The organism is uncultured Roseibium sp. (genome assembly GCF_963675095.2).
In the GTDB taxonomy this organism is placed as follows: Bacteria; Pseudomonadota; Alphaproteobacteria; order Rhizobiales; family Stappiaceae; genus Roseibium.
This window is the reverse complement of record NZ_CAXXSJ010000049.1, coordinates 16,356-43,050: the sequence shown is the minus strand read 5'-3', so window position 1 is coordinate 43,050 and position 26,695 is coordinate 16,356. Positions and strand designations below refer to the sequence as shown.

At 62.3% G+C, this 26,695-nt stretch carries 25 protein-coding genes and 3 pseudogenes; 15 read left to right on the top strand and 13 right to left on the bottom strand.

Going from position 1 to position 26,695, the window contains the following annotated elements; translation table 11 throughout:
- Positions 1-73 precede the first annotated feature (73 nt).
- From ABIN98_RS18360 to ABIN98_RS18335, 6 genes and pseudogenes are all read right to left on the bottom strand, one after another.
- Positions 74-871, bottom strand: a pseudogene (locus ABIN98_RS18360) (lipid II flippase MurJ); the annotation flags it as partial.
- 76 nt (positions 872-947) lie between these two features.
- Entirely contained in the window at positions 948-3,770 is a 2,823-nt protein-coding gene (locus ABIN98_RS18355) for a [protein-PII] uridylyltransferase (protein ID WP_346912017.1), read from the bottom strand.
- A 137-nt stretch (positions 3,771-3,907) separates the two neighbouring features.
- Entirely contained in the window at positions 3,908-4,279 is a 372-nt protein-coding gene (locus ABIN98_RS18350; RefSeq protein WP_346912016.1) for a helix-turn-helix transcriptional regulator, read from the bottom strand.
- A gap of 5 nt (positions 4,280-4,284) precedes the next feature.
- Positions 4,285-4,851, bottom strand: coding sequence for a Smr/MutS family protein (locus tag ABIN98_RS18345; RefSeq protein ID WP_346912015.1), 567 nt, complete (start codon positions 4,849-4,851; stop codon positions 4,285-4,287).
- On the bottom strand, positions 4,848-6,017 hold the full coding sequence (locus tag ABIN98_RS18340) for an MltA domain-containing protein (RefSeq protein WP_346912014.1): 1,170 nt from the start codon (positions 6,015-6,017) through the stop codon (positions 4,848-4,850). Before ABIN98_RS18340 ends, ABIN98_RS18345 begins: the two co-directional genes overlap by 4 nt.
- Before the next feature lie 37 nt (positions 6,018-6,054).
- Entirely contained in the window at positions 6,055-6,783 is a 729-nt protein-coding gene (locus tag ABIN98_RS18335; RefSeq protein WP_346912013.1) for a Tim44/TimA family putative adaptor protein, read from the bottom strand.
- 539 nt (positions 6,784-7,322) lie between these two features.
- Here ABIN98_RS18335 and ABIN98_RS18330 point away from each other — a divergent pair.
- The 13 genes and pseudogenes from ABIN98_RS18330 to ABIN98_RS18270 all read left to right on the top strand — a co-directional run bounded on the left by ABIN98_RS18330 (position 7,323) and on the right by ABIN98_RS18270 (position 17,491).
- A complete protein-coding gene (locus ABIN98_RS18330) occupies positions 7,323-7,826 on the top strand; it encodes an FxsA family protein (protein ID WP_346912012.1) in 504 nt (167 codons plus the stop codon).
- Positions 7,827-7,921: 95 nt separating this feature from the next.
- Positions 7,922-10,906, top strand: coding sequence for a DNA polymerase I (gene polA, locus ABIN98_RS18325; protein ID WP_346912011.1), 2,985 nt, complete (start codon positions 7,922-7,924; stop codon positions 10,904-10,906).
- Between the two features lie 118 nt (positions 10,907-11,024).
- Positions 11,025-11,330, top strand: coding sequence for a magnesium chelatase domain-containing protein (locus ABIN98_RS18320; RefSeq protein WP_394701553.1), 306 nt, complete (start codon positions 11,025-11,027; stop codon positions 11,328-11,330).
- Positions 11,290-11,778 (top strand): annotated as a pseudogene (locus ABIN98_RS18315) (ATP-binding protein); the annotation flags it as partial. The gene ABIN98_RS18320 and the pseudogene ABIN98_RS18315, both read left to right, overlap by 41 nt.
- A gap of 71 nt (positions 11,779-11,849) precedes the next feature.
- Positions 11,850-12,611, top strand: a complete 762-nt coding sequence (locus ABIN98_RS18310) for an ATP-binding protein (RefSeq protein ID WP_394701552.1) — start codon at positions 11,850-11,852, stop codon at positions 12,609-12,611.
- Positions 12,612-13,016: 405 nt separating this feature from the next.
- On the top strand, positions 13,017-13,754 hold the full coding sequence (locus tag ABIN98_RS18305; RefSeq protein WP_346912010.1) for a hypothetical protein: 738 nt from the start codon (positions 13,017-13,019) through the stop codon (positions 13,752-13,754).
- Between the two features lie 475 nt (positions 13,755-14,229).
- The gene (locus ABIN98_RS18300; RefSeq protein ID WP_346912009.1) at positions 14,230-14,454 is read left to right on the top strand and encodes a hypothetical protein; all 225 of its coding nucleotides are present in this window, start codon (positions 14,230-14,232) and stop codon (positions 14,452-14,454) included.
- Between the two features lie 141 nt (positions 14,455-14,595).
- Entirely contained in the window at positions 14,596-14,877 is a 282-nt protein-coding gene (locus ABIN98_RS18295; protein WP_346912008.1) for a histidine kinase dimerization/phospho-acceptor domain-containing protein, read from the top strand.
- 9 nt (positions 14,878-14,886) lie between these two features.
- A pseudogene (locus ABIN98_RS18290) lies at positions 14,887-15,234 on the top strand (ATP-binding protein); the annotation flags it as partial.
- 49 nt (positions 15,235-15,283) lie between these two features.
- A complete protein-coding gene (locus tag ABIN98_RS18285; RefSeq protein WP_346912007.1) occupies positions 15,284-15,601 on the top strand; it encodes an ATP-binding protein in 318 nt (105 codons plus the stop codon).
- Complete coding sequence (locus tag ABIN98_RS18280; RefSeq protein ID WP_346912006.1) at positions 15,594-16,040, top strand: hypothetical protein; 447 nt, start codon at positions 15,594-15,596, stop codon at positions 16,038-16,040. The genes ABIN98_RS18285 and ABIN98_RS18280 overlap by 8 nt, the downstream gene beginning before the upstream one ends.
- A complete protein-coding gene (locus ABIN98_RS18275) occupies positions 16,040-16,207 on the top strand; it encodes a response regulator (RefSeq protein ID WP_346912005.1) in 168 nt (55 codons plus the stop codon). The genes ABIN98_RS18280 and ABIN98_RS18275 overlap by 1 nt, the downstream gene beginning before the upstream one ends.
- 342 nt (positions 16,208-16,549) lie before the next feature.
- A complete protein-coding gene (locus ABIN98_RS18270) occupies positions 16,550-17,491 on the top strand; it encodes a GNAT family N-acetyltransferase (protein WP_394701551.1) in 942 nt (313 codons plus the stop codon).
- A gap of 54 nt (positions 17,492-17,545) precedes the next feature.
- On the opposite strand, the gene ABIN98_RS18265 is transcribed toward ABIN98_RS18270, so the two are convergent.
- Positions 17,546-17,854 (bottom strand): DUF1330 domain-containing protein, encoded by a 309-nt coding sequence (locus ABIN98_RS18265; protein WP_346912003.1) that lies wholly within the window; start codon positions 17,852-17,854, stop codon positions 17,546-17,548.
- 184 nt (positions 17,855-18,038) lie between these two features.
- Between ABIN98_RS18265 and ABIN98_RS18260 the strand changes: the two genes are divergently transcribed.
- Positions 18,039-20,267, top strand: coding sequence for a PBP1A family penicillin-binding protein (locus tag ABIN98_RS18260; RefSeq protein WP_346912002.1), 2,229 nt, complete (start codon positions 18,039-18,041; stop codon positions 20,265-20,267).
- Positions 20,268-20,289: 22 nt separating this feature from the next.
- A complete protein-coding gene (cutA, locus tag ABIN98_RS18255; RefSeq protein WP_346912001.1) occupies positions 20,290-20,604 on the top strand; it encodes a divalent-cation tolerance protein CutA in 315 nt (104 codons plus the stop codon).
- A 24-nt stretch (positions 20,605-20,628) separates the two neighbouring features.
- On the opposite strand, the gene ABIN98_RS18250 is transcribed toward cutA, so the two are convergent.
- The 6 genes from ABIN98_RS18250 to rdgB all read right to left on the bottom strand — a co-directional run bounded on the left by ABIN98_RS18250 (position 20,629) and on the right by rdgB (position 26,693).
- Positions 20,629-21,366, bottom strand: a complete 738-nt coding sequence (locus tag ABIN98_RS18250) for a SprT family zinc-dependent metalloprotease (protein ID WP_346912000.1) — start codon at positions 21,364-21,366, stop codon at positions 20,629-20,631.
- A 126-nt stretch (positions 21,367-21,492) separates the two neighbouring features.
- Positions 21,493-21,909 carry a DUF2852 domain-containing protein gene (locus ABIN98_RS18245; protein WP_346911999.1) on the bottom strand — a complete coding sequence of 139 codons (417 nt, stop codon included), beginning with the start codon at positions 21,907-21,909 and terminating at the stop codon, positions 21,493-21,495.
- A 189-nt stretch (positions 21,910-22,098) separates the two neighbouring features.
- Positions 22,099-22,830 (bottom strand): glycosyltransferase, encoded by a 732-nt coding sequence (locus ABIN98_RS18240; RefSeq protein ID WP_346911998.1) that lies wholly within the window; start codon positions 22,828-22,830, stop codon positions 22,099-22,101.
- Positions 22,831-23,031: 201 nt separating this feature from the next.
- Positions 23,032-24,645, bottom strand: coding sequence for a polyhydroxyalkanoate depolymerase (gene phaZ, locus ABIN98_RS18235; RefSeq protein ID WP_346911997.1), 1,614 nt, complete (start codon positions 24,643-24,645; stop codon positions 23,032-23,034).
- A 240-nt stretch (positions 24,646-24,885) separates the two neighbouring features.
- Positions 24,886-26,055, bottom strand: coding sequence for a radical SAM family heme chaperone HemW (gene hemW, locus ABIN98_RS18230; RefSeq protein ID WP_346911996.1), 1,170 nt, complete (start codon positions 26,053-26,055; stop codon positions 24,886-24,888).
- Positions 26,055-26,693 carry an RdgB/HAM1 family non-canonical purine NTP pyrophosphatase gene (gene rdgB / locus ABIN98_RS18225; protein ID WP_346911995.1) on the bottom strand — a complete coding sequence of 213 codons (639 nt, stop codon included), beginning with the start codon at positions 26,691-26,693 and terminating at the stop codon, positions 26,055-26,057. The genes hemW and rdgB overlap by 1 nt, the downstream gene beginning before the upstream one ends.
- Positions 26,694-26,695: the final 2 nt, after the last annotated feature.

Sequence of the window (26,695 nt, the reverse complement as noted above, 5' to 3'; positions counted from 1 at the left end):
GTCCTCGTGTCCGCCCCCGCAGCTGCCGGGTCAGGCTCGGCAAGAGCACGACGCCGATGGCGATGCCGATGACCCCGAGCGGCAGCTGATAGAGCCGGTCGGCATAGTAAAGCAGGGCGTTGGCGCCATCCTGCATGGAGGCGATGATCTGGCCGACAGCCACGTTGATCTGGGTAACACCGCCTGCCAGGACGCCGGGAATCCCGAGCGCCAGCAGCCGCCTCGCCGATTTCGTATAGCGCGGGCGGAACACGGGGATGGAAAAGCCGAGGCGCTTCAGGTCCCAGGCGACGACGGCAAGCTGCACGATGCCGGCAACCGCGACGCCGCTGCACAGGATGATGCCGAGGAGGCGGTCGTTGTCGACGCCGATCATGAGGACAGTGCCAATGACACCGGACATGACGATATTCAGCATCACCGGGGCGAAAGCCGCCGCTGCAAACCGATGATAGGTGTTGAGAATGCCGCTGATGAAGGCCAGCAGCGACATGAAGATCAGATAGGGAAAGGCGATCCGCGCCATGAGCACGGTGAGATCGAATTTCTGCCCGTCGTCGATAAAGCCCGGTGCCAGAACCCAGACCACCGCCGGCATGAAGATCTGTGCCAGGGCGGTCAGGATCAAAAGGCAGAACAACAGGGCTGCGGCGATTTCACCGGCCAGTTTCCGCGCACCCGCTTCGCCTTGCTCCTCGACGGCACGGCCGAACAGGGGCACGAAGGCGGAGTTGAAGGCGCCTTCGGCAAAAAGCCGCCGGAACAGGTTCGGCAGACGGAAGGCGACGACGAAGGCATCGGCGACCGGGCCCGTACCGACCACCGCCGCCAGCATCGTATCACGCACGAAGCCGAGAACCCGGCTTGCCATGGTGGCGCCGCCGACAGTGGCGAAATTCTTCAACAAGCTCATCGGGCGGGGCTCCGGGACACAAACGGGCTGGTGATCAGGAAGCCCGGCGCGAAATGGGGGCGGCCGGATTGGTCTCCACATCTCCGTTGACGGCGGCGATCAACCGTTCGCGAATGATTTCCTGCCTGCCGACATTGGCAATTTTCTGACCGGTCAGGTCGGTGACGTAGAAAACGTCGACGACACGTTCGCCGAAGGTCGAAATATGCGCGGAGCCAATGTTGAGGTTCAGGGTCGCGATCGCCCGGGTCAGGTCATAAAGCAGGCCCGGACGGTCGAGGCCGGAAATTTCCAGCACCGTGTAGTCGTCGGACCAGGAATTGTTGACCAGTGCATCCGCTTCGACATTGAAGGCCTTCATGCGGCCCTTGACCGGGTTTTTCGTGGCCACGGCCTTCGGCAGCTGCGCTTCGCCTGTCAGCGATTTCGCGATCAGCCCGGTGATCCGCTCGCCGCGCCGGCGTTCATCCTCATCGCCGGGGAGTTCGCGGCTGATGAATATGGTGTCCAGGGCAAAGCCGTCGGTGGTGGTATCGATCTGGGCATCGACGATGTTGCCACCTGTGGTGAAACAGGCGCCCGCAATGGTCTGCAGCAGACGCGGATGGTCCGGCGCCAGCACGGTGATTTCCGTGACCCCTTCAAACGAGTGCGGCCGGACGTCGAAGGCAAGTGGTTCTCCCGCCTCGTCCGCCTTCCGGATCAGTTCCGCATGGTGCAGCCGGCGTTCCGGCGCACACCGCAGCCAATAGGCGGCATAATGCCGGTCCGCATAGGTTTTGCGCGCCTTTTCGGGCCAGTGGCCGATCTGCCCAAGGAGCTCCTGCTTGGCCTGTTCGACCGCCTGATGATGGGAGATCTTGCTGTGACCACCGCTCAGCAGCGGTTCGCACTGGTAGTAGAGCGTCCTCAGCAGCTGGCCCTTCCAGCCGTTGAACACACCGGGACCGACGGCGCGGATGTCGGCAACGGTCAGGATCAGCAGCAGCTTCAGCCGCTCCATCGACTGCACCAGCTTGGCGAAGTCGTTGATGGTCTTCGGATCGGAAAGATCGCGGGACTGGGCGATCGTGCTCATGTCCAGATGATGTTCGATCAGCCAGGCGACGGTCTCCGTTTCCGCGCCGTTCAATCCGAAACGCGGGCACAATTTGCGTGCGATCCGGGCGCCGGCGATCGAATGGTCTTCCGGCCGACCCTTGGCGATGTCGTGCAGGAACATGGCCACATAGAGCAGTTTCCGGCTCTGCAGCGTCCGGATCAGGTCCGTTGCGAGCGGATGATCCTCGCCCGAATCGCCGCGCTCGATCTGGGCGAGAATGCCGATGGACCGGATCAGGTGCTCGTCCACCGTATAGTGGTGGTACATGTTGAACTGCATCATGGCGACGACCTTGCCGAAATCGGGCACGAACCGCCCGAGAACGCCGGTCTCGTTCATTTTGCGCAGGGTCTTTTCCGGCGAGTTGCGCGAGGTCAGGACCGAAAGAAACAGCCGGTTGGCTTCCGGATCGTTACGCAGATTGCCATCGACGAGCTTGAGCGACCGGCGGATCAGCTTGGTCAGTTCCGGATGCAGGTAGTAGCCGTGCTTGTCGGCAAGCTGGAATACCCGGATCAGGTTGGTCGGATCGTCGACGAAGACCTTGTCCGAAACCGCATTCAGCCGGTTGTTCTCGATAATGAAGCTGTTCGTTCCCTCCACCGGACGGGGCGCATCGCTCGGCCGGCCAGTGCGCAGCCGCCGCATCAATCCGGTGAAGCCCTTGCCCTCCGGTTCCTTTACGTGCTGGTTTTCCAGCGCCGCGCACAGGATGCGGGTGAGGTCGCCGACGTCCTTGGCCACCAGGAAGTAGTGCTTCATGAAGCGCTCGACATCCTTCATGCCCGGATGCTGGGTGTAGCCGAGCCGGATGGCGATTTCCCGCTGCACGTCGAACGAAAGTCGCTCCTCCGCGCGCCCGGTCATGAAATGCAGGTGGCAGCGAACCGCCCACAGGAAGTCTTCCGATTTGATGAACCGGCGATATTCGCCACGCGAAAGCACGCCCTTTTTCACCAGATCTGACTGCTGGCGGACCCGGTAGTGGTATTTCGCGATCCAGAACAGAGTATTGAGATCGCGTAACCCTCCCTTGCCTTCCTTGATGTTCGGCTCGACCAGGTAACGCGAGGTTCCCTGGCGGCGGTGCCGCTCGTCGCGCTCCTGCAGCTTGGCCTCGATGAACTCCGAACTCGTTCCCTTGACGACTTCGTCGTCGAAGCGGGACACGAGATCGTCGAACAGCGGTTCGTCGCCCCAGATATAGCGCGCCTCCAGGATGGCGGTGCGGATGGTCATGTCGCTTTTCGACAGGCGGATGCACTCGTCGATGTTACGGGTCGCGTGGCCGACCTTCAGCCCGAGGTCCCACAGCATGTAGAGGATATACTCCACGACCTGCTCGCCCCACGGAGTCTGCTTGTAGGGAAGGACGAACAGCAGGTCGACGTCCGATCCCGGTGCCAGTGTTCCCCGTCCGTAACCGCCGACGGCAACGACCGCCATGCGCTCGGCGGTCGAGGGATTCTTGATCCGGTAGACGTGATAGAGCGCGAAATCGTAGATGACCCGGATCAGCTCGTCCTGAAGAAAGGACAGGCGCTGGGCGCATATCATGCCGCCGCCGTCCTCGTTGAGGCGCTCTTCCGCGACGGCCCGGCCGGCTTTCATGGCCTCTTTCAACTCGCCGAGAACGGCCGAACGGGTCTTCAGATCCGACCCGTCGCCGTCACTGGCCTTGGTCAGGTCCGTGAGTTTCTGGCGCAGCGCCGTGGAATCGATCAGGCCGGCGAGGTCGTCTTTGGTCAGGGTCATTGTTTTTGTGGGTCCATGCCCGTTCTTGGTTTCGTCGGCGGGAGCAGCGGAAGGCCGGCTCTCTCAGGCATCTTATAACGCAGTGGCGGATAACGCCCTGTAAAGACCAGGGCCTATTCACACAACAGGAATACGACCTAGATCCCGTCTTTTGCGGCGACAACACGCAACTGGTGCAGGAGATGGGCAAGGGATTCCGGTGACAGGCCGCCGATCTTAGCAGCGAGCTGGTTGGACAGTTCGGTCGCCTGCGGATCCATCCCGGCGGTGTCGATCGTCACCTTCGGATCGGAAAGCTCCGCGAGGCGCTGGATCTCCTCCGCCTCGTCCCAGATGACGTTGAAATAGGTAATGATCCTCTGGACCAGAAACCAGGTCGGCTTGCCGCGCTTGCCGTGCTCGAGAGCCGAAAGATAGGCACTGGAGACCGACAGGGCTGCGGCCATTTCCTTGAGGGAAACGCCGCGTTTGGCCCGCAATTCCCGAATTTTTGCGCCCAGAGGTGTCACGGATCTCACCTTTTCCTGCGAATTCGGACATAAAGCGCGCCGGAGCCGCCATGGCTCGCGTGGGCTTCTTCATAACCGATAACCACCGACCGCATGTCTGGCATGGCAAGCCATTGTGGCACAACCCGCCTGAGAACGCCGCGTTCGTCCATGAAACCTCCGCCGCCCTTGCCGGTGATCACCAGGACCACCTTGTGACCTTGCGCCTGCGCCGAATGGAGGAAGTGGCGCAGGCGGCCATGGGCCTGATGCTGGGTCAGGCCATGCAGGTCGATCCGGCCGTCGATCGGTTTGACCCCGCGCACGAGCTTTTTGCGGTACCGGTGTTCCAGGGTATGCAGCGGCGGCGGCGGGGCGGGTTTCGGCTGCGCCGGCGGCGTGCGGATCGCTGTTGCCGTTTTTGCCTTGCGTTTCTGCTTTTCCGCTTCGGGTGGGGAAAGCCCGGCATCGTCCAGCTCGGGCATGACCTGTCGTTCGGGATGCAACGGGGTGAGGGTCTTGGTCACCTTGGCCCAGATTTCCCGGTCCTCCGGGGAAAGCTGCCCCTTTTTCCGCCGTTTCTCGGAAGTCATCGAGACTTACCCCTAGGCAGGAGCAGGATCATTTCCGCCTGGTGACGGATTTCCCCGGCGATCTCTCCGGCCCGGTCGCCGGAGCCGGTGAAGATATCGCCGCGAGCAGGACCGCGAATGGCGGATCCCGTGTCGTCCGCGATCAACAGCCGGCCGAATTGTGTTTCCGGCCTTTCCGGATCCGGAATTCCGGCGGAGACGAAGACCGGCATTCCATAGGGGATGTGGCGCGGATCGACCGCGAGGCTGCGTCCGGCCACCAGCGGCAGCTCGGCCGCACCGATCGGCCCGTCCTCCGGGTTTTCAAGCGTCACTTCCCGGAAAAAAATGAAGGACCGGTTTTCCTTGAACAGCGCGTCCCGGCGGTCCGCGTTGTCCTCCAGCCACTTGCGAAGGCCGGACATGGTGAGCTCTTCCGGCGTGCCCTCGCCGCGCTCCACCAGGACGCGGGCGATGGACGTATAGGGATAGCCCGCCTTGCCCGCGTATCCGACCCGCATCACCGAGCCGTCGGTCAGGCGCAGCCGCGCGGAGCCCTGGACGTGAACGAAATAGGCATCGATGGGATTGGCCAGCCAGACCAGTTCCAGATGCTCATCGGCAAGCGCGCCATCCATGATCGCGCCCCGGTCGGGAAACGGAACCAGACCTTTGTCTGTCCGCCGGCCGTGGCTCAGGCCGTCCGGCCAGTCTTCGGGACGATTGGCGTCGGTAACGGCCTCAAGTCCCGCAGGCGCTCTTAGCAGGGGAACGGAAAACTCTGGTGTCCGGACGCGCGAGGCGGGCAGTTCCGGTTCGAAATAACCGGTCACAAATCCGCTTGCATCGATCCGGAAGGGGGTGAACCGGGTCTCGAAAAACGATCGGGCCGCATCCCGGTCGGATGCCGGCACCTTTGATGCGTCCCAGCAGAGATCTGCCGCTTTTTCTTCCGTAAGCCCGAACGGCTCTGCCTTTAAAAAAGGAAAAGGCGGCGCGCAGAAGCGCAAGAAGGCCGCAAGCGCTTTGCCCTGATCGTCCTCTTTCCAGCCGGGAATGGCGCCAAAGGCAATCTCGGTCATCGTCGGCAGGGAAGCATGGTCAGGGGACATGGCGGCGGCTTTACCGGTCAGGGAGCCCGGGACGTTCGGATCGCAAAGCGCCAGCAGCAGGCCGAGCGTGGCCAATCCGGCCTTTCGTCCGCAACGGCAGCCGGCCACGTCCTCACTCGGCGGATTCGGTTGCCACCAGTTTCCAGTTCGGATCCCGCGAGGTCGTGTCCCGGGCGAAGGTCCAGATATCGACCACTTCGGTGACCTTGTTCGGGTCGCCGTCGATGATTTCGCCGGACTTGTCTCGGGTCGCGGAAATCAGCTGGCTCTGCACCTTGACGGTGACTTGGGCCGTGTTGCCCTTCAGCGCGGCTTCGACGATTTCGGCGCGATCGATGCCGACAAACGTGGATTCGATGGTTTCGCCGCGCTTTTCGCGGTCGTCGATGGCCGAAACGAAGCCTTCGTAGACATCCTTGGAAAGAAGCGACTTCAGAGCCTTCCGGTCGCCTTCCGCAAACGCCATGACGATCATTTCATAGGCGCCACGGGCCCCTTCAAGGAAAGGCTCCGGTTCGAAAGTGCGGTCCACGGACAGGATCTTGCGCAGCGCGTCGTTCAGTGCGGTGCCGGCCGGGGCGACCTTTTCGATCACCATGTCTTCGCTCGGCCGTTCGTTGAAATCGGCAGGAGCAGCATCGGCCGGACCAGGCATCGGGATGACGTTGTCGCCCTGGGTCTGGCCAGCCTGCGGCTTCTCCTGGCGTTCCGTCTTGGAATAGGGATCGAACGGCGGCCGTTCCTTGCCGGTGCGTTTGCCCAGAACCGAGCGCAGCCGGAAAATGATGAACACAGCCAGTGCGAGGAAGATAAGATTATAAACGTCGAAGATTTCGTTCATTTGCTGCTACCGGCTTCATCCTTGGAGCCGACCCCGCTGCGAACCGCCCTTTCAGCGCCCTGTGCCCGGTCAACTCCCATCTCAAATATATGTAGGGGGTCCTTGAACCAGCATCCAGTGCAGAGAGCAAGAAGGTTTTTACCCAAAACGCCGGTCAATTCGTCACGACCGCTCGCAATCCCTATCCCAGATGCTTACCTTAGGCTAGGCCACACCCTCATTAAACAGGCCGAAATGGCGCAGCAAACGGCGATGAGCTGCAAGGAAAAGCGCGAAAAGCGGGCTTTCTGCCCGGTTGAGCGGTTTGACGCGGCAGATCGAAGCCGTTTTTGCGTCCCTTCAGGATAGGGTGAATTTGACCGGCTGCATCGTTGCAAAACTTTGCCACTCGTCAGAGGGCGGAACGCCAATACCGGATGGTTTCCTGCAGTTTCGCGCCTTGTATCCGAACAAATTCATCCCTACCATTTCAGCCTGTTTAATGACGGTGTGGCCTAGGGTCCGTACCCTGGAGTACCAGCAAAAAAGATGGAGTTTCCGTGATCCTTTACATCCTGGCGGCGATCATTTTGCTGCCTCTGATCGAAATCTCGGTGTTCATTTGGGTCGGTAGCGCCATCGGCGTCCTGCCGACGGTTCTGTTGACCGTCCTCACCGCCGTGGCCGGAACCCTGATGCTGCGCCAGCAGGGCCTGTCGCTCGTCATGCGGATGCAGTCGGAACTCGATGCCGGCCGCGTGCCGGGCAAGGACATGATGCACGGCGCGATGATCGTGATCGCAAGCCTCCTGCTGCTGATCCCGGGTTTCGTGACCGACGCCATCGGTCTTCTGCTGTTTATCCCGCCGGTCCGCGACATGCTGGCCCGGTTTATCATTTCCCGATCCGACGTGGTCGTCGTCCAGGGCGGCTCCCGCTATCGCCGGGAGGAGGGCGTGGTTGATCTGGACGAGGAGGACTGGTCCAGGACCGACGGAGAACCTTCCGCCAAGGGACCGACAAACCGCATCAGCCCCTGGTCATCCGAGGACGGGCGGTCCTGACGCCGCAAAACTGCCCGATACAAAAAAGTTAAAGCCGGGCCACGCCCCCTGAGGAAAGTGCGGATTTCCCCTTTCCTCCGCCGTCCCGTGCGGGCATGATCCGCCGCATGTCGACGAACAGCTCCGCCCCCGCCCTCACCGCCGATGACCACCTGATCCTGGTCGACGGCTCCACCTTCATCTTCCGCGCCTATCACGCGCTGCCGCCGCTGACGCGCAAGCCCGACGGCCTGCCGGTCGGCGCGGTCGCCGGCTTCTGCAACATGCTGTGGAAGCTGTTGCAAGAGGGGCTGACCTCGGAAAAGGGCGACGAGCCGACCCATTTTGCCGTTATATTCGACCATTCGGCAAAGACCTTCCGGACCGATATCTATCCCGAATACAAGGCCCACCGGCCCGATCCGCCGGAAGACCTGGTTCCCCAGTTCGGCCTGATCCGCCGGGCAACGGAGGCGTTTTCGGTTCCCTGCATCGAGCAGGAGGGCTTCGAGGCCGACGACCTGATCGCGACCTATGCCCGTCAGGCCGCCGAAATGGGCGCACGGGTGACCATCGTTTCCGGCGACAAGGACCTGATGCAGCTGATCGGGCCGAAGGTCGGCATGATCGACACCATGAAGAACAAGATCTTCGGCGAGGCCGAGGTGTTCGAGAAATTCGGCGTCGGTCCGGACAAGGTGATCGAGGTTCAGTCGCTTGCCGGCGACAGCGTCGACAACGTGCCCGGCGTTCCGGGCATCGGCCTGAAGACCGCCGCCCTCCTGATCAACGAGTTCGGCGATCTGGAATCCCTGCTGGCAAAGGCCGACACCATCAAGCAGAACAAGCGCCGGGAAAACCTGATCGAATTCGCCGACCAGGCGCGTATTTCCAAAGAGCTTGTGACGCTGAAACAGGACGTTCCGGTCGAAGTGCCGGTCACCGATTTCGCCGTGACGGAGGTCAACGGGCCGAAGGCGGTAGGTTTCCTGAAGGCGCTGGGCTTCAGCACCCTGACCAAGCGCGTCGCCGAGACGACCGGTGCGGAACTCGCCAATATCGAACCCGCCGATTTCGAGGTTCCCGGCTGGGATGTGCCCGACCACAAGGGCCGGCTGATGGAAAATTCGCCTGCGGCGGGCGGCGGCAAGGCAGCCGCTGCCGCGAAAGACGATGCACCGGCGGACGGCGACATGATGGTGCCGCAGACCGTGGCCGATGCCCGTGCCGAAGCGGCACGGTCGTCGGTGATTGACACCAGCGCCTATGAAACCGTGACCACGCCGGAACGTCTGAAGGAATGGGTCGCAGACGCCTATGAGGTCGGCTTCGTGGCCTTCGACACCGAAACCACGTCGCTCGACGCCATGCAGGCCGACCTGGTCGGCGTCTCGCTTGCGACCGCGCCGGGCAAGGCCTGCTACGTTCCGCTTGGCCATGTGGACGGCGAAGGCGATCTGCTTGGTGGCGGCGGACTGGTCGAGGGCCAGATCCCGCTGACCGAGGCGATAGACATCCTCAAGCCCATGCTGGAGGACCGCGCCGTCCTGAAGATCGCGCAGAACCTGAAATATGACTGGCTGATCATGACCCGCTACGGCGTCGACGTGACCGCCTTCGACGATACCATGCTGCTGTCCTATGCGCTCGACGCCGGCAAGGGCGGCAACGGCATGGACGAACTGTCGGAACGCTGGCTCGGCCACAAGCCGATCCCGTTCAAGGAGATCTGCGGCTCCGGCAAGTCGATGATCACCTTCGACAAGGTGGAAATCGGCAAGGCGACCGCCTATGCCGCCGAGGACGCCGACGTGACCCTGCGCCTGTGGCAGGTCCTCAAGCCGCGGCTTGCTTCCGAGCACATGGCGACCGTCTACGAGACCCTGGAACGGCCCATGGTGCCGGTGCTGGCGCGCATGGAAAAGCGCGGCATTTCCGTCGACCGGCAGATGCTGTCACGGCTCTCCGGCGATTTCGCCCAAGGCATGGCGGCGCTGGAAGACGAGATCTACGAGCTTGCCGGCGAAAACTTCAACATCGGCTCGCCCAAACAGCTCGGCGACATCCTGTTCGGCAAGATGGGCCTGCCCGGCGGCAAGAAGACCAAGACCGGCGCCTGGTCCACCTCCGCCTCCGTTCTGGAGGATCTCGCCGCCGAAGGCCATGAACTGCCTTCGGGGATCGTCTCCTGGCGCCAGCTCTCCAAGCTGAAGTCGACCTATTCCGACGCCCTGCCCGGCTATATCAATCCGCAGACGAAACGGGTTCACACCTCCTATTCGCTGGCGGCGACCACCACAGGCCGCCTGTCCTCGTCGGAACCCAACCTGCAGAACATTCCGGTCCGGACCGAGGAAGGCCGCAAGATCCGCAAGGCCTTCATCGCGGAAAAGGGCATGAAGCTGATCTCGGCCGACTATAGCCAGATCGAGCTACGGGTGCTCGCCCACATGGCGGACATTCCGCAGCTGAAGAAGGCATTCGAGGACGGGCTCGACATTCACGCCATGACGGCGAGTGAGATGTTCGGCGTTCCGATCAAGGACATGGACCCAATGGTCCGCCGCCGCGCCAAGGCGATCAACTTCGGCATCATCTACGGCATTTCCGCCTTCGGCCTTGCCGCCCAGCTCGGCATTTCGCGCGGCGAGGCCGGCGACTACATCAAGACCTATTTCGAGCGCTTTCCCGGGATCAAGGACTACATGGAAGCGATCAAGAAGGAAGTCCACGCCAACGGCTACGTGACCACCATCTTCGGCCGCAAGGCTCATTATCCGGACGTGAACACCAACAACCCGAACATGCGTGCCTTCTACGAGCGGGCGGCGATCAATGCGCCGATCCAGGGGTCTGCCGCCGACATCCTCCGCCGCGCCATGGTGCGGATGGAGGACAGGCTGCAGCATTCAAAGCTGGACGCCCAGATGCTCCTGCAGGTGCACGACGAACTGATTTTCGAGGTGCCGGAGGACCAGGTCGACAAGACCATCCCCGTCATTACCGAGGTTATGGAGAAAGCGACCGAACCGGCCCTGAAACTCTCTGTTCCCCTCCAGGTCGACGCCCGCGCCGCCGACAACTGGGACGAGGCGCACTAACCGCCTTGTCTCCGTTTCGGCGATTATCGTTCAGACTGCAATAATGTTCCTCTTCTGTTCTTGCTATCTCCCGTAGGCTGTCTTATCGTTGGCAACATCTTAGGGTGGAGTGAACGCGATGGTCAGCCGAGTAACGACTGTGGCCTTTCAGGGCATCGAGGCCCTTCCTGTCGATGTGCAGGTGAAGATCGGGCCGGGCATGGTCGCCTTTACCATCGTCGGCCTGCCGGACAAGGCGGTGGCCGAAAGCCGGGAGCGGGTGCGCGCCGCGCTTCATGCCTCCGGACTGGCGCTTCCCGCCAAACGCGTGACAGTCAATCTGGCCCCGGCCGGACCTGCCCAAGGAAGGCTCCCACTACGATTTGCCGATTGCGCTGGGCGTGATGGCGGCCATCGGCGCCATTCCGGCCGACATGCTGGCTGACTATGTGGTGCTGGGGGAACTCGGCCTCGACGGCATGCTGGCCCCGGTCGCCGGCGTCCTGCCTGCCGCCATGGGGGCGAATGCCATCGGCAAGGGCCTGATCTGCCCCGCCGCCTGCGGCTCGGAAGCCGCCTGGGCCGCGGAAGACATGAGCATCCTCGCGCCTCGCTCCCTGATCCAGCTCGCCAATCACTTCAAGGGCACCCAGGTGCTATCGCCGCCGGTGCCCAAACTCCAGGGCACTCCGGCCGGCCTGCCGGATCTGGCGGAGGTCAAGGGCCAGGAAAGCGCGCGCCGCGCGCTCGAGATCGCCGCTGCCGGCGGCCATAACTTGCTTATGGTCGGTCCTCCCGGCTCCGGCAAGTCCATGCTGGCAAGCCGCCTGCCGTCGATCCTGCCGCCGCTGCAGCCAAGGGAACTGCTTGAAGTCTCCATGATCGCCTCGCTGGCCGGCGAACTGGCCGATGGGCGGCTCTCCGACCGGCGCCCGTTCCGCGCGCCCCATCACTACCCGCTTCCATGGCCGCCCTCGTCGGTGGCGGCATGCGCGCGAAACCGGGCGAGGTCTCGCTTGCGCACCACGGGGTTCTTTTCCTGGACGAACTGCCGGAATTCACGCCGCAGGTGCTCGACAGTCTGCGCCAGCCGCTGGAAACCGGCGAGGCGGTCATTGCACGGGCCAATCACCGGGTCGCCTACCCCGCCCGCATCCAGCTCGTCGCCGCCATGAACCCTTGCCGCTGCGGTCATGCGGGTGAACCGGGCCACCAGTGCCGGCGTGGCACACGATGTGCCGCGGATTATCAGGCCCGCGTCTCCGGCCCTCTGCTCGACCGGATTGATCTCAGGATCGAGGTCCCGGCCGTCACCGCCGCCGACCTGATCCGCCCGGGCACGTCGGAACCCTCCGCCACGGTCGCCGAACGGGTGGCTGCTGCCCGCGAGATCCAGCGCGACCGCTTCCGTGCGCTGGGGGTGAGTGCCGCCACCAACGCCCAGGCCCCGGCTTCCGTCGTGGAACAGATCACCGCCCCCGACGCCAAGGGCCTCGCCTTCCTTCGCGAGGCGGCGGAAACCCTGGCCTTGAGCGCACGCGGCTACCACCGGGTCCTGAAGCTCGCCCGGACCCTTGCCGATCTGGACGGCGTCGACACCGTCGGCCGTATCCATCTGGCCGAGGCCCTGAGCTACCCGTGGCGAGGACATGGCCCGTCAGGCGGCTTGAAAACGGCGAACCCTGGAAATCGCTCGGTCGCCAGCTTGCTCGTCCGGCCGGCCTGATGCATCCTGCCGGCAGCCAATTTTCCTTGTCGGATCGACGATGCATTTCCGTTTTTGTAGCTCACCAATGTGCGGCAAGGCCGTTTGCCTGCTCGCTCTATCAATCCTGTCCTTGATCGTTTTCATGGCACCGTCCCGCGCGCAAACGCTCGATCAGAAGCTGCAAGCCGGTTTCAAGGCGAACGAATTGCCCGGCCCTGCATGGCGCAATCGTCGACTTTAGGGGCCGGCGGCTGGCTGAAGTCTATTCCCGGGCGAGGATGAGCGTTGGGGTGAGCCTCTGGGCGTTCACGATCATGGTCCGGATAACCTGCACGACCTGCGTTCGGTGACGAAATCGGTGGTGGCCTGCTCTACGGAATAGCCTTGGCTGAAAACAGGTTCCGGGGCCGGAGGCGCTACTTTATGCGCAGTTCCCGCAGTAATCCCGATCTGATGGAGCAGCCCGGGCGGGACCGCATCCTTGTCGGCCATGCTCTGTCGATGCAGATGGGGCTGGAATGGAACGAAGACCTTCCCTATAGCGACCCGCGCAATAGTGAAATTGCCATGGAGCGGGCGACGGACCGCTATCGCTACGTACTGGAACAGCCGATCCGCGAAGCGCCCGGACAAAGCTGGATCTACAGCGGCGGGGCGACGGCTCTGATCGGCAAGCTGATTCGAAAACGGCACGGGCCTGCCGCTGGATACTTACGCGAAGGAAAAGCTGTTCGCCCCTCTGGGAATCGCAGACATTTGAATGGATTGCTGGTGCGGATGGGGAGCCCTCGGCCGCATTCGGGTTTGCGTTTGACCCTACCGGATCTGGTGAAGATCGGGCAGGTGATCGCCGATGGCGGAGACTATGGAGGACGCCAGCTGGTTCCGGCCGACTGGCTGAAGCGCTCATTTGAGCCGCGTGTGAAGATCAAACGATTTCACCAGATACGGATACCTCTGGTATCTCGCGGGCAGCGGCGATCACACCATCGCGATCGCCGTCGGAAATGGCGGCCAGAGGCTGACCGTGCAGCCGGACCCCGGCTTGGTGGTTGCGTCCTTTGCCGGCCGCTACAAACGACCCCGAGAGCTGGCAGGACTTCGCTCAAGGTCGTGCTTGAATTCGCCGTCCCGGAAGCAAAGCGCCTGCTTGGGAAATGATCCGACGGACGCGTGGACGGAGCGAAAGAAACCTCATTCCAGAAACGGTTTATCAAAGGTTATCGGTAATTCTGACCGGGACAATGACGCCAGTTGCGAGTATCCGTCTTGGTCCTGAAGAACGAAAGCCGTGCCCGGCAGAGGGTGAAGCCGTCCGAAGCGGAGCCGGTATCCGATGGTCACATCGGGGCTGCCGAAACGGCGCACGAGTCGGCCTGAAACCCCGCCAAGCGAACCCGGAATCCGATACCGGAACGCAGGATTGGGTTTGAGAGCGACGGGCGAGAGCAGCCGGCTTCCGAGACACCCTCCAGAGCCCTGATGCTTATCGCGGTGATCGGCGCCGTTGCTGGGTGATCGGGGGCCTTTTTGTTGGCGGCCGGTGGGTCCTATGCGTCGCTTGTCTCCGTGTGCCTGGCGTTTTTCGCCGGCGGCCTCGCCGTCTGGCGTCTGTTTGCCGACGACAGGGCGCGCGATGGAGGCGGCCATTGCGGTCAGGGACGTCAAGATCCGGCGGCTGATGCAACGCTGCGAGGAACTGGAAGGGACCGCACCTGGGGAACTGAGAGAATCCGATGAACGCAACGCCAGCATCCTGAGCGCGCTCGGCGATATTGTGGTGCGTCGGGATGCGGACAGCGCCGTGGTCTACGCCAATGCGGCGGCCGCAATGCGTTCGGGGCAGATCAGTCACCGGTGATCGGCGAACCGCTGCGCCTGCCGGTTATCGGCGACGGCGACAAAACCCAGGAAAAAGGCATCGGAGCACGGAATTGCCTTCGGTGATCTTCATCTGCAGACGGTCGATGGGCCGCGCTGGTTTTCCCGCATCGACGTCAGCGTGCGCGACACCATCAGCGACCAGCCACTGACGCAGACGGTCCTGCGCGACGTCACCGAACGCCGGCTGATTGAGGAAGAGCTCCTGGCCGCGCGTCAGTCGGCGGAAAGCTCCAACGAGGCGAAATCCCGCTTTCTGGCGACCGTCAGCCACGAAATCCGCACCCCCCTGAACGGGGTTCTCGGCATGGCGGCCCTCCTGCGCGATACGCGCCTGACCCGGGAACAGACGGCCTATAATCGAGGCGCTCGAAACCTCCGGCGAAAACGCTCCTCATGTTGATCGGACGAAGTGCTGGACTTTTCCAAGGTGGAGGCCGGCAAGCTGGAAATTCAGGCGGCCCCCGTGCGCCTGGCGCCGCTGGTGGAAAGCGTGGTGGAACTGCTGGCGCCCAAGGCTCAGGCGAAAGGCTTGGAAATCGGCGCCCGGTTCCATCCGAGCCTGCCGGAGACCGTCACCCTCGACGCCAGCCGCGTCCGCCAGATCCTGTTCAACCTGACCGGCAACGGCATCAAGTTCACCGATGAAGGCGGGGTCGCCATCCGCATCGACGGCCGGCGAAATCCGGACGGCGGCAGTTTCCTTGAATTTTCCGTCATGGACACCGGTATCGGGTTCGACAAGGCGGAGGCCGATCGCCTGTTCCGGGAGTTCGAGCAGGTCGACCACGGTCCGGCCCGAAAATTCGGTGGCACCGGGCCTTGGCCTTGCCATTGCGCAGCGCCTGACGCGCCTGATGGGCGGATCGATCGAGGCGACCTCGGAGAAATCCAGGGGCGCCGTGTTCAAGGTGGTCGTGCCGGTGCCGGAAGACCTTGTCTTCCGCGATATGGCGACCGCCTCGAGCGTCGCCGGCAAGTCGATCGTGATCGTCAGCGCCAGCGGATTGGAAGGTGCGCTTTTGCGCGAGCGGCTGGAATTCGAGGGCGCCGAGGTGGCGTTGCGGATGCCGGGGTCTGCCGATCTGACCGAAACATATGGCCACGGCCGATCTGATAATGATTGACAATGGCTCGGTTGCCGACAGCGGTGGCTGGCTGGTGAGCGCGCGGCTGGCGGGTTGCCAGGCGCCGGCCGTCGTCATGATTGCCCCGCCCGAGCGGGACAGGCTGGAGCGGCTGCGCGAAGCAGGTTTCGCCGCCTATCTGATCCGGCCGGTGCGGAATGAAACCCTGTCCCAGGTCATTGGCGGCCTCCTGGAAGAGGCCGGGCCGGACCAGCACCTGTGGGAAGCAGGCGCCGAAGCCCATTCGGGCGATCTGGAAGTCCTCCGGAGCAGGACGCCGGTTCGCCCGCTCAGGCTGCTCGTTGCCGAAGACAATGATATCAATCGCCTTTTGAGGCGAGGCGCTGCTGCGCAAGCTGGGTCACGAGCCGACCGTGGTCACCGATGGCGAAAAGGCCGTCGAGGCGGCCGCATCGACCGATTTCGATGCGGTCCCTGATGGATCTGCATATGCCGGGCCTGGACGGGATCGGTGCCATCCGCAAGATCCGCGAACAGGAGCAGCAAGGGGGGAGACCTCCGGTGCCGATCCTGATGGTCACCGCCGATGTCATGCGCGATGCGCGCGAAAAGGCCGCTAAAAGAGGGCGCCGCGGGGCTATCTGACCAAACCGCTGTCGGCGGATGCCCTGTGCGATGCCCTGGTTCGCCTGAAAACTCTGATTCCGCCGTCGCCTCGCGGAAATCTGATTCGCACCACTGCCCGATTTTGAGCAGGACGGTCCTTGTCATTTGTGATAAGGAAATGGGTCAAACAGGGCGGCAATCCTGCTGAATTGATCAAGTGTCATCCATTTGTCGGAAAACTGTGTTTTACGGCAGGATCAGTTATAGTTGCAGCGTTCTCGCAGCTACTGTCGTGGCAAAGTCAAAACCGCAAGTGAAACAGAGTTCAAGCCGTGAAACACTTGCGGCTTTAGGAAACAACGATATAGGGGCCGAACATCCATGATGCGGTCGGGCATGTTTTCGCCGAGGAAACTCGTTCAAAAAATCGCACCGGCAGGTTTGCCGATGCAGATCCGCTCCGTCGGGCTGCAGTCGGAAGCCGCCGGTCTGGACGTGCTGCGTTTCCGCCTAAGCCTCGGCCGGATCGGATCGCTGGAAGTCCGCCTCGCCCGCAGCTTCCGCGAAGTGAAGATGGCGCAGCGGTTGCGCTACAAGGTCTTCTACGAGGAAATGTCGGCCATTGCCGATGCGCAGACCCTGGCGACCCGCCGGGATGCGGATCCCTATGACGCCTTCTGTGATCACATGCTGGTGGTCGATCATTCTTCGCTGAAGCGCAACAAGCTTGGCCGCCTGAAACCGGAAATCGTCGGCACCTACCGCCTGCTGCGTCAGGAAATCGCCGATCAGCACGGCGGGTTCTACACTTCGGGCGAATTCAACATTCAGAAGCTGATCGACGCCAATCCGGGCAAGCGGTTTCTGGAGCTCGGCCGCTCCTGCGTGCTCAAGCCCTACCGCAACAAGAAGACGGTCGAACTGCTGTGGCACGGCATCTGGTCCTATATCCTGATGCACAAGATCGACGTCATGCTCGGTTGCGCCTCGATCGAAGGCACCAATCCGGAGTCCATCGCGGATCAGCTTGCCTTCCTGCACCACAATGCCCGGGCGCCGGAAGACTGGCGTGCCGCGGCCCTGCCGGAGCGCTATGTGGAAATGAACCGCCTGCCGGCGGACGGCGTCAATCCGAAGGAAGCGCTGCGCGCCCTGCCGCCGCTGGTCAAGGGATACCTGCGTCTCGGCGCCTTCATTGGCGACGGCGCCGTGGTCGATCACCAGTTCGGAACGACCGATGTGCTGATCATCATGCCGGTGTCGGAACTGAATTCCCGCTATGTGAACTACTATGGCGCGGACGCCAGCCGCTACGCGGCCTGACGGTCAAGTCAGATACGCCTGAAGGCAAGGCGTCCGTCAGCCCCACTGGAACGATCAGTCCGAAGGCTGCGGTCCGTCGTAGCCTTCGACAATGACCAGATCCCCTTCAGAGGCGGCATCGCGCAGAGCCTTTGCCCGGGCATATTCCGACGACTTGTAGCAGGCCATCGCCTGGTCGTAGCTGTCGAACTCGATCACCACATTGCGGGACCGGGAGCTGCCTTCCATGGTCTCGAACCGCCCTGCGCGCACGAGGAAGCGGGCACCGTATTTCTTGAAGGCCTCGGCGTTTGCCGCGACATAGTTCTTGTAAGCGTCCGGGTCCTGCACGTCGACGCGGGCGACCCAATAAGCCTTGGCCATAAAACCGTTCTCCCAATTGATTTTTCAGCGTCTGTCCTAGCCGCTTTTACCGGACCCTGCCAGCGCCCATTCCGACCGTCTGCACGCCCCCAACCTTAACGCCCCCTTAAATTGCCGCAATCTATGGTCATTGCGGGGACCAAGGGCAGAAATGCCGATGGTCGGTACGGGATGTTCGTGTGCCATGACACGCAAGGCGAAAAGCGCAAAGCGGATCGAGCCGATTTTCGGTGACGATCGCGGCGGCATGCTCAACCTGCGCCCTTCGGCGCGGGATCGCGCTGCGGCGCCTTCGGCGAAGAAAACCGCTCCGAAACCGAAAAAGGCACCGGCGAAATCCAGTCAGAAGGCAGCAAACCAGAAACCGGCAGGCAGAAAGCCAGCCGGCCGGAAACCTGCTACCGGTCGCAAGGGCGGCGGAAGCAGAAGGTCGTCTTCACGGAAAAGGAATTTCCGGTCCCGGATGGGGGCCGGTACGGCCCGGTTCTTCAAACGCGCCTTTTACTGGAGCTGTGTCCTCGGCATCTGGGCCGGTATATTTGCCGTTGGCTTCATCGCCTACTACGCCGCCTATCTGCCGCCGACCTCCGAATGGAAGGTTCCAGCCCGCCCGCCTAATGTGAAGATCGTCTCCGCCAGCGGTGCGCTGATCGCCAACCGGGGCGATACCGGCGGCGAGGCCGTCCGGCTCGAGCAGCTGCCGCCTTACGTACCGAACGCGGTTATCGCCATCGAGGATCGCCGGTTTCGCTCCCATTTCGGCCTCGATCCGCTCGGGCTTGTTCGGGCGGTCTATGTGAACCTGACATCCGGCAATCTGGTCCAGGGGGGCTCCACGCTGACCCAGCAGCTTGCCAAGAACCTGTTTCTGGAACCGGACCGGACCCTTAAGCGCAAGGTGCAGGAATTGGTGCTCTCCATCTGGTTGGAGGCGAAATTCTCCAAAGACGAGATCATGGAGATGTACCTGAACCGGGTCTATTACGGCTCCGGGGCCTATGGCATCGATGCGGCCGCCCGGCGTTATTTCGGTAAATCCGCACGCCTCCTGACCATTGCCGAGGCCGCGACGCTGGCCGGCGTCCTGAAAGCTCCGTCGCGCTATTCTCCGACCCGCAACCCGGATCTGGCAGAAGCCCGTGCCCAGCTCGTGCTCACGGCCATGAACCAGGAAGGCTTTATCTCCGACAAGGAAGCCGCGAGTGCGCTGGCGGCACCGGCAACCGCCGTCCGCCGCTATGTCACGGCCAGCGAAAACTTCGCCGCCGACTATGTCATGGACATGCTGCCCCATTACGTCGGCTCCTTCGACGGCGACATCATTGTCGACACCACCATCGACCTGAACATGCAGCATGCCGCCGAGGAGGCCTTGCGCACGGCGATTTCGGAAAACCGGACCAAATACGGCGTTTCCCAGGGGGCCGTCGTCACACTCGATACCGCGGGCGCGATCCGCGCCATGGTTGGCGGCGCCGACTATGCCAAGAGCCAGTACAATCGTGCCGTCTATGCCAAGCGTCAGCCCGGCTCGGCGTTCAAGCCGTTCGTTTATCTGGCGGCTTTGGAAGCCGGTATGACCCCGGAGACCGTCCGCCAGGATCAGCCGATCCGGTTCAAGGATTGGACGCCGCAGAACTACACCAAGAAATACTACGGCCCGGTCACGCTGACCCAGGCGCTCGCCATGTCGCTCAACACGGTGGCCGCCCGCCTGGCCTATGAAGTCGGGCCCAAGACTGTCGCCAAGACCGCCAAAAGGCTCGGCATTACCTCGGACATGAAGCCCAACCTGTCGATTGCGCTGGGAACCTCCGAAGTCACGCCGTTGGAAATCGCAGGCGCTTATGTGCCTTTCTCCAATGGCGGCTATGGCGTGCTGCCGCATATCATTCGACGGATCAAGACGGTGGATGGCAAACAGCTTTATTCACGCAAGGGTGACGGGCCCGGCCGGGTCGTCGACCGCCAATACGTCCGCCAGATGAACGCGATGATGTCGGAAACGCTTCTGACCGGGACCGGCAAAAAAGCCCAGCTTGGCGATCACCGTCCCGCTGGCGGCAAGACAGGCACGAGCCAGGATTTCCGCGACGGGTGGTTCATCGGGTACACCGGCAATCTCACCACGGCAGTCTGGCTCGGCAACGACGACAATTCGCCGACCAAAAAGGCCACGGGTGGATCCTTGCCGGCGGTGATCTGGAAAAACACCATGGAAAAGGAGCATGAGGGCCTGCCGGTCGCAAGCCTCTCGGGTGTTCCCGATCCGGCCCTCAATGTGGCAACCCCGGTCGCCAAGGCGGGGGCGCCTCTTCCGCCCGGCAACGTGGGTGAAAACGGCAGCTCTGCCGAAGACGACCGGCGGCCGCGCGGACCGCTCAACCTGCTCAAGTCGCTGTTCGGCGGTTAGGCCATCGCTCGGAGGCATGACCATGCGCGTGTTGGAAATCTGGATCAACTGTCCGGACGATGAAACGGCGGACAGCATCGCCGAGTCCCTGATCGACTTGCGGTTGGCGGCCTGCGCCAACAAGCATCAGCCGGTCGAAAGCAGCTACCGCTGGAAGGGCACAGTCGAGTTTGAGCCTGAAATTCCGCTGGTCGTGAAAACGCGGGAAGACCTGTTCGACAAGATCGTCGAAGCCGTGCGCTCCATCCACCCTTACGAAACTCCAAGCATTCTGGGTGTTCCGGTGGACTTCGTGAATGCGGATTACCGGGACTGGGTGATGGCCGAAACGGCCTGACCGCCGATTTTATCGAAACCGGACCTATCCGTATCCGTGCAGCCGCTGCCCATTTTCCTTCAGCCAGGCGCGGGCCTGGCGGGTATGCGGGGCAAGCTCTTCGCAAATGCGCCAGAACCGGGCGGAATGGTTCATTTCCCGTAAGTGTGCCACCTCATGGGCGGCGACATAGTCCAGGATTTCCGGCGGCGCCAGAATGAGCCGCCAGGAAAAGGACAGGCTGCCGTTAGACGCGCAGGAGCCCCAGCGGCTTTTCGTATCCCGGATGGTGATCGCCTTGACCGGCCTGCCGATTTTCGCCGCATGCAGGGTGACGGCGGTGCTGAGATCCGCTTTCGCCTGGCCTTTGAGCCATGTGGTCAGCTTGCGCGGCATGTGCTCTTCCGCTCCGGGCACCCGGAGTTCCGGATGACCGTCGTCATTTCGGACCGGTTCGACAAGGCCGCGCAGCTTTCCGGTCGGGACGATGCGATGGTCCTGCCCGCGCAAGGGAATGATGTGTCCCGGAAGCAGCGGCACATGGTCCGGCCGGGCCTCCATCCGCTCCAGCAGCCAGCCGATATGCTGGCGGGCAAACCGTTCGGCCCGCTCCAGATCACCGCCGCGCGGCACGGTCAGCACCGGGCCGGAGTAATCGGACGGCAGGCGGAGCAGATAGCGCCTGGCGCGCGGGTCCGCTCTCAGCCGGATGCGCAGAGGCATGCCGTCAGCCTGAAGCTCGATGTGGTCCGGCAGGGGTTTCTTGCGCGCGCGCAACAGCATTAGGGTTCAAGGTTCCGATGACAGGGACGAATCGGCAGATAAGGCAAGAGTAACCCGCCCTCCAAACGGACGAAAGCGGCGCTTTGGGGCGCCGCTCTCGGTCTGTGTCGGGACGGTTCGGATCCCTCAGGCGGGATCGGAGCCCGGGGTCCGTCCGCGGTTCGCCATGAACCGGTCGAACTCTTCCTGGTCGCGGGCGCGGCGCAGTTCGCGGAGGAAATCGTCGAAGTCCGCACGCATGGCATCAAGCTTCGCGCGTTCTTCTTCCAGCCGCTTCAGTTCACGTTCGCGGTAGTCGTCGAACGCCACGTTGCCGGTCCGGCCATAGGCCGTTCCCTGTGCCATGTTATCCATTGCTCCCTTGAATGGGCTTGCCCGCCACTGGTCACGCGCATCGCGAGCCATTCCGTGGAAGCGGTCGCCCCACAGGATATAGGCCAGCATGGCAAGGCCAAGCGGCCAGAAGGCCACGAAACCCAGCACCATCAGGCCGATGGTCACCGGGGTCCATGCAGGTTTGATCGAACAGTTTGCAGTCGTCATTGTCCTATCCATGGTTGACATCCACCTCATTCAGATGGGGGGTGACGGCCCTGCATTCAAGGAAACGTGCCGAAAAGTGATCGGTGCTGCCGGGGTTGATCGTCGCATGAGGATGAAACCGACAAAAAAGCCGTCCCCGCCGGAAGGCCCGGTGGGAACGGCACTTTTGGCCCGGCGGTCGCTCGCCGGTTATTCCGCTGCCACGCTTTGCGCGGGCGATGCGATCTCGTCCTCGAATGGACCGTCGATGACGCGTTGCAGGCTGAAATCGCTCAGGAATTTCTCCCGATGCCATTCGCTGGCCATGGGGGCGGTCGCATATTCGTGGAAGCATGGCGTACCCAGGGTCCAGTGCAGCAGCTTGGCTTCCGGGTTGGGGCCGAATTCATCCGGCAGCCAGTTCCAGACCTTCGGGATTTCGCCGACGAGGTCGTCTTCCAGCCAGGTGAACCGGTGCAACTGCGCGCCGGTCGAATTCATGACGAATTCCGGCGTGACCACCTTGTTGGCCGGGTGGCCGCAGTTCCAAAGCACCACGCTCGACCAGTTCTTGCGCGGGTAATTGGCGTTCGTCGAGCCGAGGTACTTGGTCGTCGCCTTGGTCTTGTAGTCGTGATGAACGCACATCACGGCTTTTGATTCATCCCGCAAAGCCCAAAGCTTGGCGATGTCGTCACGCAGAAGCATGTCGCCGTCCATGAACAGGGCCCAGCCAGAATAATTCATGAGATGAGGCAGCAGAAATCGGCTGTAGATGAATTGGTTGGAGCCGTCGCTGTGGGTCTCCTGGTAGCTTTCAAGATTCTTCAGTGCCAATGGCGTGATCGCAAGAACTTCGCTTGAATGCCGGACAAGACTGTTCGCACACACATGATAGGCAATAGCTTCGCGAGGATCGTATCCAATGAATATGTTGATCATAACGTCACCTCCGCATCCTGCTTGTGGTTTGGAGGCGCCGGCGGCCTTGATCTGAATCAATCAGATTACGAAGTTGTGCGGATTAGGTCGAAACGCCACAGGAAAAAGTGGAGTCGATACCTCCACAAATGTTTTCGGACCCGAATCCGGCCGGATTTCTTCCAGCCTGATTCGGGTCCGATCAAAAAAAATCCCGGATAATCAGCCGACCGCTTCAGACAGCTTGCGGGCCTGATCGATCCAGTTGTCGCGGGCAATGCGTCCCCGGAAATCCAGCTTGGCATCAAGGGATTCGATCTGCTTGTCGGTCAGGCCGGCGATCTGCCAGTAGTGGAAGATCCCGGCCTCGTTGAGCGCGGATTCCAGCTTTGGGCCGACTCCGGTGATCGCCTTCAGATCGTCAGCGACGCCATCCGGCTTGCTCAGCAGGATCGCTGTCAGATCATCGGTCTTGGCAGAGGGTTTTTTCGCGGGCTTTTTTGCCGCGGACGATTTGGCCGCAGGCTTTGCCGGTTCGGACTTCGCCTGAGCCGGTTTGGGCGCTGCCGGCTTTGCCTGCGCCGGTCTGCTCACGTTTTTCATGTCCCCGCCCCGATTGGAGCGGATGAAGTCGAGAACCCGCGGCGCGATCTCGGCCCGCCAGCGCGAGCCGTTGAAAACGCCGTAATGGCCGACACGCGGCTGCTCGTAATGGGCCTTCATGTCATCGGACAGGTTGGTGCAGAGTGCGTGGGCCGCCTTGGTTTGGCCACGACCGGTGATGTCGTCCTTTTCGCCTTCCACGGTCAGGAGCGCCGTACGGCGGATTTTCGAGCAATCGACCGGGGTCGAGCCGTGCATCATCGTGCCCATGGGCAGGGAATGCTCGATGAAGACGGTTTCCACGGTCTGGAGATAGAATTCCGCCGTCAGATCCATGACCGCCAGGTATTCGTCGTAGAAATCGCGGTGCTTCTCGGCATTGTCGCCGTCGCCATCCACCAGGTGCTGGAAGAAGTCGCGGTGCGCCGTCATGTGGCGGTCCAGGTTCATGCTCATGAAACCGGTGAGCTGCAGGAAGCCCGGGTAGACCTTGCGCATGAAGCCCGGATGCGGGAACGGCACCGTCATGATGACGTTGTTCCGGAACCAGTCGATGCCCTTGGACATGGCCAGATCGTTCACGGCTGTCGGCGCGACGCGGGTGTCGATCGGGCCGCCCATCAGGGTCATGGTCGACGGCACATAAGGGTCATCGCGGCCTTCCATCACCGCGACGGCCGCCAACACCGGCACCGACGGCTGGCAGACGCCGATCACATGGGTATCCGGCCCCAGGAAGTGCAGCATGGAAATGATGTAGTCGATGTAGTCGTCCAGATCGAAGTCACCCTCCTGAATGGAAACCATGCGGGCGTCGATCCAGTCGGTGATGAACACTTCCGCACTCGGCAGCAGCGTTTCCACCGTTCCCCGCAACAGCGTCGCATAATGGCCGGACATCGGCGCGACGATCAGGATCTTCGGATCCTTGGGGCGGGCAGAGGTTGCGCGCTCGAAGTGGACCAGGTCGCAAAAGGGCCGTTGCCAGACGACGTTTTCACGGACGGGCACATGGACACCGCCCACGGTGGTTTCGTTCAGTCCGAATTCCGGCTTGCCGTAGCGCCGGGTCATGCGTTCCAGGACTTCGCAGCCGGCGGCAACCGACTTGCCGATTTGCGTGTGGGTGAGGGGATTAAGCGGATTCTGGAAATAGAGCCGTGTCATATCAGCGGCCGCGCGTACGGGGCCCATCACTGCATGGTTCATTTCATAGAGCTGATAATAAGACACCTGCGTCTCCTTGCTTGCCCGTTCCGTCCGTTGGACGCTGACGCCGCTTTTGCATCGCAACAGAATAGGACGAAGCGCTAGGACCTATCAATACCGTAAAGTTCTAAGACTTTCGGCGCATAAACAAGGCGTTAGCCCTCGCGAAAAGGGAGGAGCCGCACTACATTGCAGTGCAGAATATGAATTTTATGTGAAAAAACAGCCTGCTATCAGGTACACGTGTCTCAACTGGAGAGCCGGCTAAGCCGCCAGATCGGCCACGACGGCGTCGAGCACAAAAAAACCATCGCGCGTGGCGCGGACCCGGTTATCCCCCAGCCGTTCCACCATTCCGTGTTCCAGCAGGTCGGAAAGCCGCTTCGGATCGACGGAGCGGTGGGCCAGGGCCTCGTAGCGGTTCAAATCGACCCCTTCCACAAGCCTGAGCCCCATCAGCAGGTATTCGTCGCCGAGTTCTTCTTCGCTCAGCCCTGTGTTTTCGACCATGCCATGGCCGTGGGTCTCCACGGTTTCCAGCCAGGTTTCCGGATAGCGTTCGATGGCTGTTGCCCGTTTCGTGGCGCCGACCGAAATCCGTCCATGGGCACCGGGGCCGACGCCCACATAGTCGCCGTAGCGCCAGTACACCAGGTTATGCCGGCATTCGGCGCCCGGTTTCGCATGGTTGGACACCTCGTAGGCCGGAAGCCCGTGGGCCTCGGTGACATGCTGGGTCAGGGCGTAGAACTCGGCTCCCAGATCCGCATCCGGGACTTTCAGCTTGCCGGCCTCGTAAAGGCCGAAGAACGGCGTGCCTTCCTCAATGGTCAACTGGTAAAGCGACAGGTGATCGGCGGCGAGCGCGATCGCCTGTTCCAACTCCTGTTGCCAGCCGTCCAGGGTCTGGTCCGGACGGGCATAGATCAGGTCGAAAGACAGGCGCGGAAAGGTCGAGCGGGCCGTGTCGATGGCCTTCAGTGCGGTCCTGGCATCGTGCAGGCGGCCCAGAAGCTTCAGATCCCGGTCATGCAGGGACTGGACACCGAGCGACATGCGGTTGACCCCGGCGCTCCGATAACCCCGGAAGCGCTCCGCCTCGACGCTCGAGGGGTTGGCTTCCATGGATATTTCGGTCTTGGCGTCCACGGACCAATGGCCTGCGATGCTGTCGAGAATCCGTCCGACGGTGGTGGGCTCCATGAGGGAAGGTGTTCCGCCGCCGAAGAAGATAGAGTCGACTGCCCGGTTGCCGGTCATCTCCGCGAAATGGGCAAGTTCCCGCTCGAACGCCCGGACATAGCGGTCCTGGTCGATCGCATGATGTCGTACGTGGGAGTTGAAATCGCAGTAAGGGCACTTGGCCGCGCAAAACGGCCAATGGACGTATATCCCGAACCCGCCATCGGGCGCGTTATTCGACGGTTGCGGCATCAAGTCTCCAGGCAGGCTTTGGAGAACAGCTGGAACGCCCGCGCCCGGTGGGACAGGGCCTGGGTTTCCCGCGACCAGCCGTGCTTTTCCTCCGAGGTCATTTCCCCGAAGGTCTGCTCATGGCCGTCCGGCTGGAAGATCGGGTCGTAGCCGAAACCCTTTTCGCCACGCGGCGGCCACACGATCTGGCCTTCCACTTCACCGCGGAAAAATTCCCGGTGACCGTCCGGCCACGCAAGGCACAGGACCGCAACGAAAGACCCGCGGCGCTTGTCCGGCGTGGTTGCGCCTTTCTGCTGCAGCATCTCCTCCACATTGCGCATCGCCATGGAGAAGTCCTTGTCCGGACCGGCCCAGCGCGCGGAATAAATCCCCGGATCGCCACCAAGCGCCTCTGCGCAAAAGCCGCTGTCGTCGGCAAGCGACGGCAGGCCGGACGCGGTCGCGGCGGCAACGGCCTTCAGTTCCGCGTTCGCCTCGAAGGTCAACCCGGTTTCTTCCGGCTCCGACAGATCGAGGTCTCCGGCGGACACCACGTCGAAACCGTAATGGGCCAGAAGTTCGTTGATCTCGCGGATCTTGCCCTTGTTGTGGCTGGCGACGACCAGCTTGCCGGGCTCGAGTTTGCGGTGAGACATCA

Excerpts from the sequence above, each read along its gene's own strand:
- ABIN98_RS18335 (WP_346912013.1), bottom strand. The coding sequence starts at position 6,783 with ATGAACGAAATCTTCGACGTTTATAATCTTATCTTCCTCGCACTGGCT.
- ABIN98_RS18245 (WP_346911999.1), bottom strand. The coding sequence starts at position 21,909 with ATGACGACTGCAAACTGTTCGATCAAACCTGCATGGACCCCGGTGACC.
- rdgB (WP_346911995.1), bottom strand. The coding sequence starts at position 26,693 with ATGTCTCACCGCAAACTCGAGCCCGGCAAGCTGGTCGTCGCCAGCCAC.
- ABIN98_RS18260 (WP_346912002.1), top strand. The coding sequence starts at position 18,039 with ATGACACGCAAGGCGAAAAGCGCAAAGCGGATCGAGCCGATTTTCGGT.
- ABIN98_RS18275 (WP_346912005.1), top strand. The coding sequence starts at position 16,040 with ATGGATCTGCATATGCCGGGCCTGGACGGGATCGGTGCCATCCGCAAG.
- hemW (WP_346911996.1), bottom strand. The coding sequence starts at position 26,055 with ATGCCGCAACCGTCGAATAACGCGCCCGATGGCGGGTTCGGGATATAC.
- ABIN98_RS18355 (WP_346912017.1), bottom strand. The coding sequence starts at position 3,770 with ATGACCCTGACCAAAGACGACCTCGCCGGCCTGATCGATTCCACGGCG.
- ABIN98_RS18265 (WP_346912003.1), bottom strand. The coding sequence starts at position 17,854 with ATGGCCAAGGCTTATTGGGTCGCCCGCGTCGACGTGCAGGACCCGGAC.
- ABIN98_RS18280 (WP_346912006.1), top strand. The coding sequence starts at position 15,594 with ATGATTGACAATGGCTCGGTTGCCGACAGCGGTGGCTGGCTGGTGAGC.
- ABIN98_RS18320 (WP_394701553.1), top strand. The coding sequence starts at position 11,025 with ATGGTCAGCCGAGTAACGACTGTGGCCTTTCAGGGCATCGAGGCCCTT.
- ABIN98_RS18270 (WP_394701551.1), top strand. The coding sequence starts at position 16,550 with ATGATGCGGTCGGGCATGTTTTCGCCGAGGAAACTCGTTCAAAAAATC.
- ABIN98_RS18305 (WP_346912010.1), top strand. The coding sequence starts at position 13,017 with ATGCGCAGTTCCCGCAGTAATCCCGATCTGATGGAGCAGCCCGGGCGG.
- ABIN98_RS18300 (WP_346912009.1), top strand. The coding sequence starts at position 14,230 with ATGGAGGCGGCCATTGCGGTCAGGGACGTCAAGATCCGGCGGCTGATG.
- cutA (WP_346912001.1), top strand. The coding sequence starts at position 20,290 with ATGCGCGTGTTGGAAATCTGGATCAACTGTCCGGACGATGAAACGGCG.
- ABIN98_RS18345 (WP_346912015.1), bottom strand. The coding sequence starts at position 4,851 with ATGACTTCCGAGAAACGGCGGAAAAAGGGGCAGCTTTCCCCGGAGGAC.
- ABIN98_RS18310 (WP_394701552.1), top strand. The coding sequence starts at position 11,850 with ATGGCCGCCCTCGTCGGTGGCGGCATGCGCGCGAAACCGGGCGAGGTC.
- ABIN98_RS18240 (WP_346911998.1), bottom strand. The coding sequence starts at position 22,830 with ATGATCAACATATTCATTGGATACGATCCTCGCGAAGCTATTGCCTAT.
- polA (WP_346912011.1), top strand. The coding sequence starts at position 7,922 with ATGATCCGCCGCATGTCGACGAACAGCTCCGCCCCCGCCCTCACCGCC.
- ABIN98_RS18250 (WP_346912000.1), bottom strand. The coding sequence starts at position 21,366 with ATGCTGTTGCGCGCGCGCAAGAAACCCCTGCCGGACCACATCGAGCTT.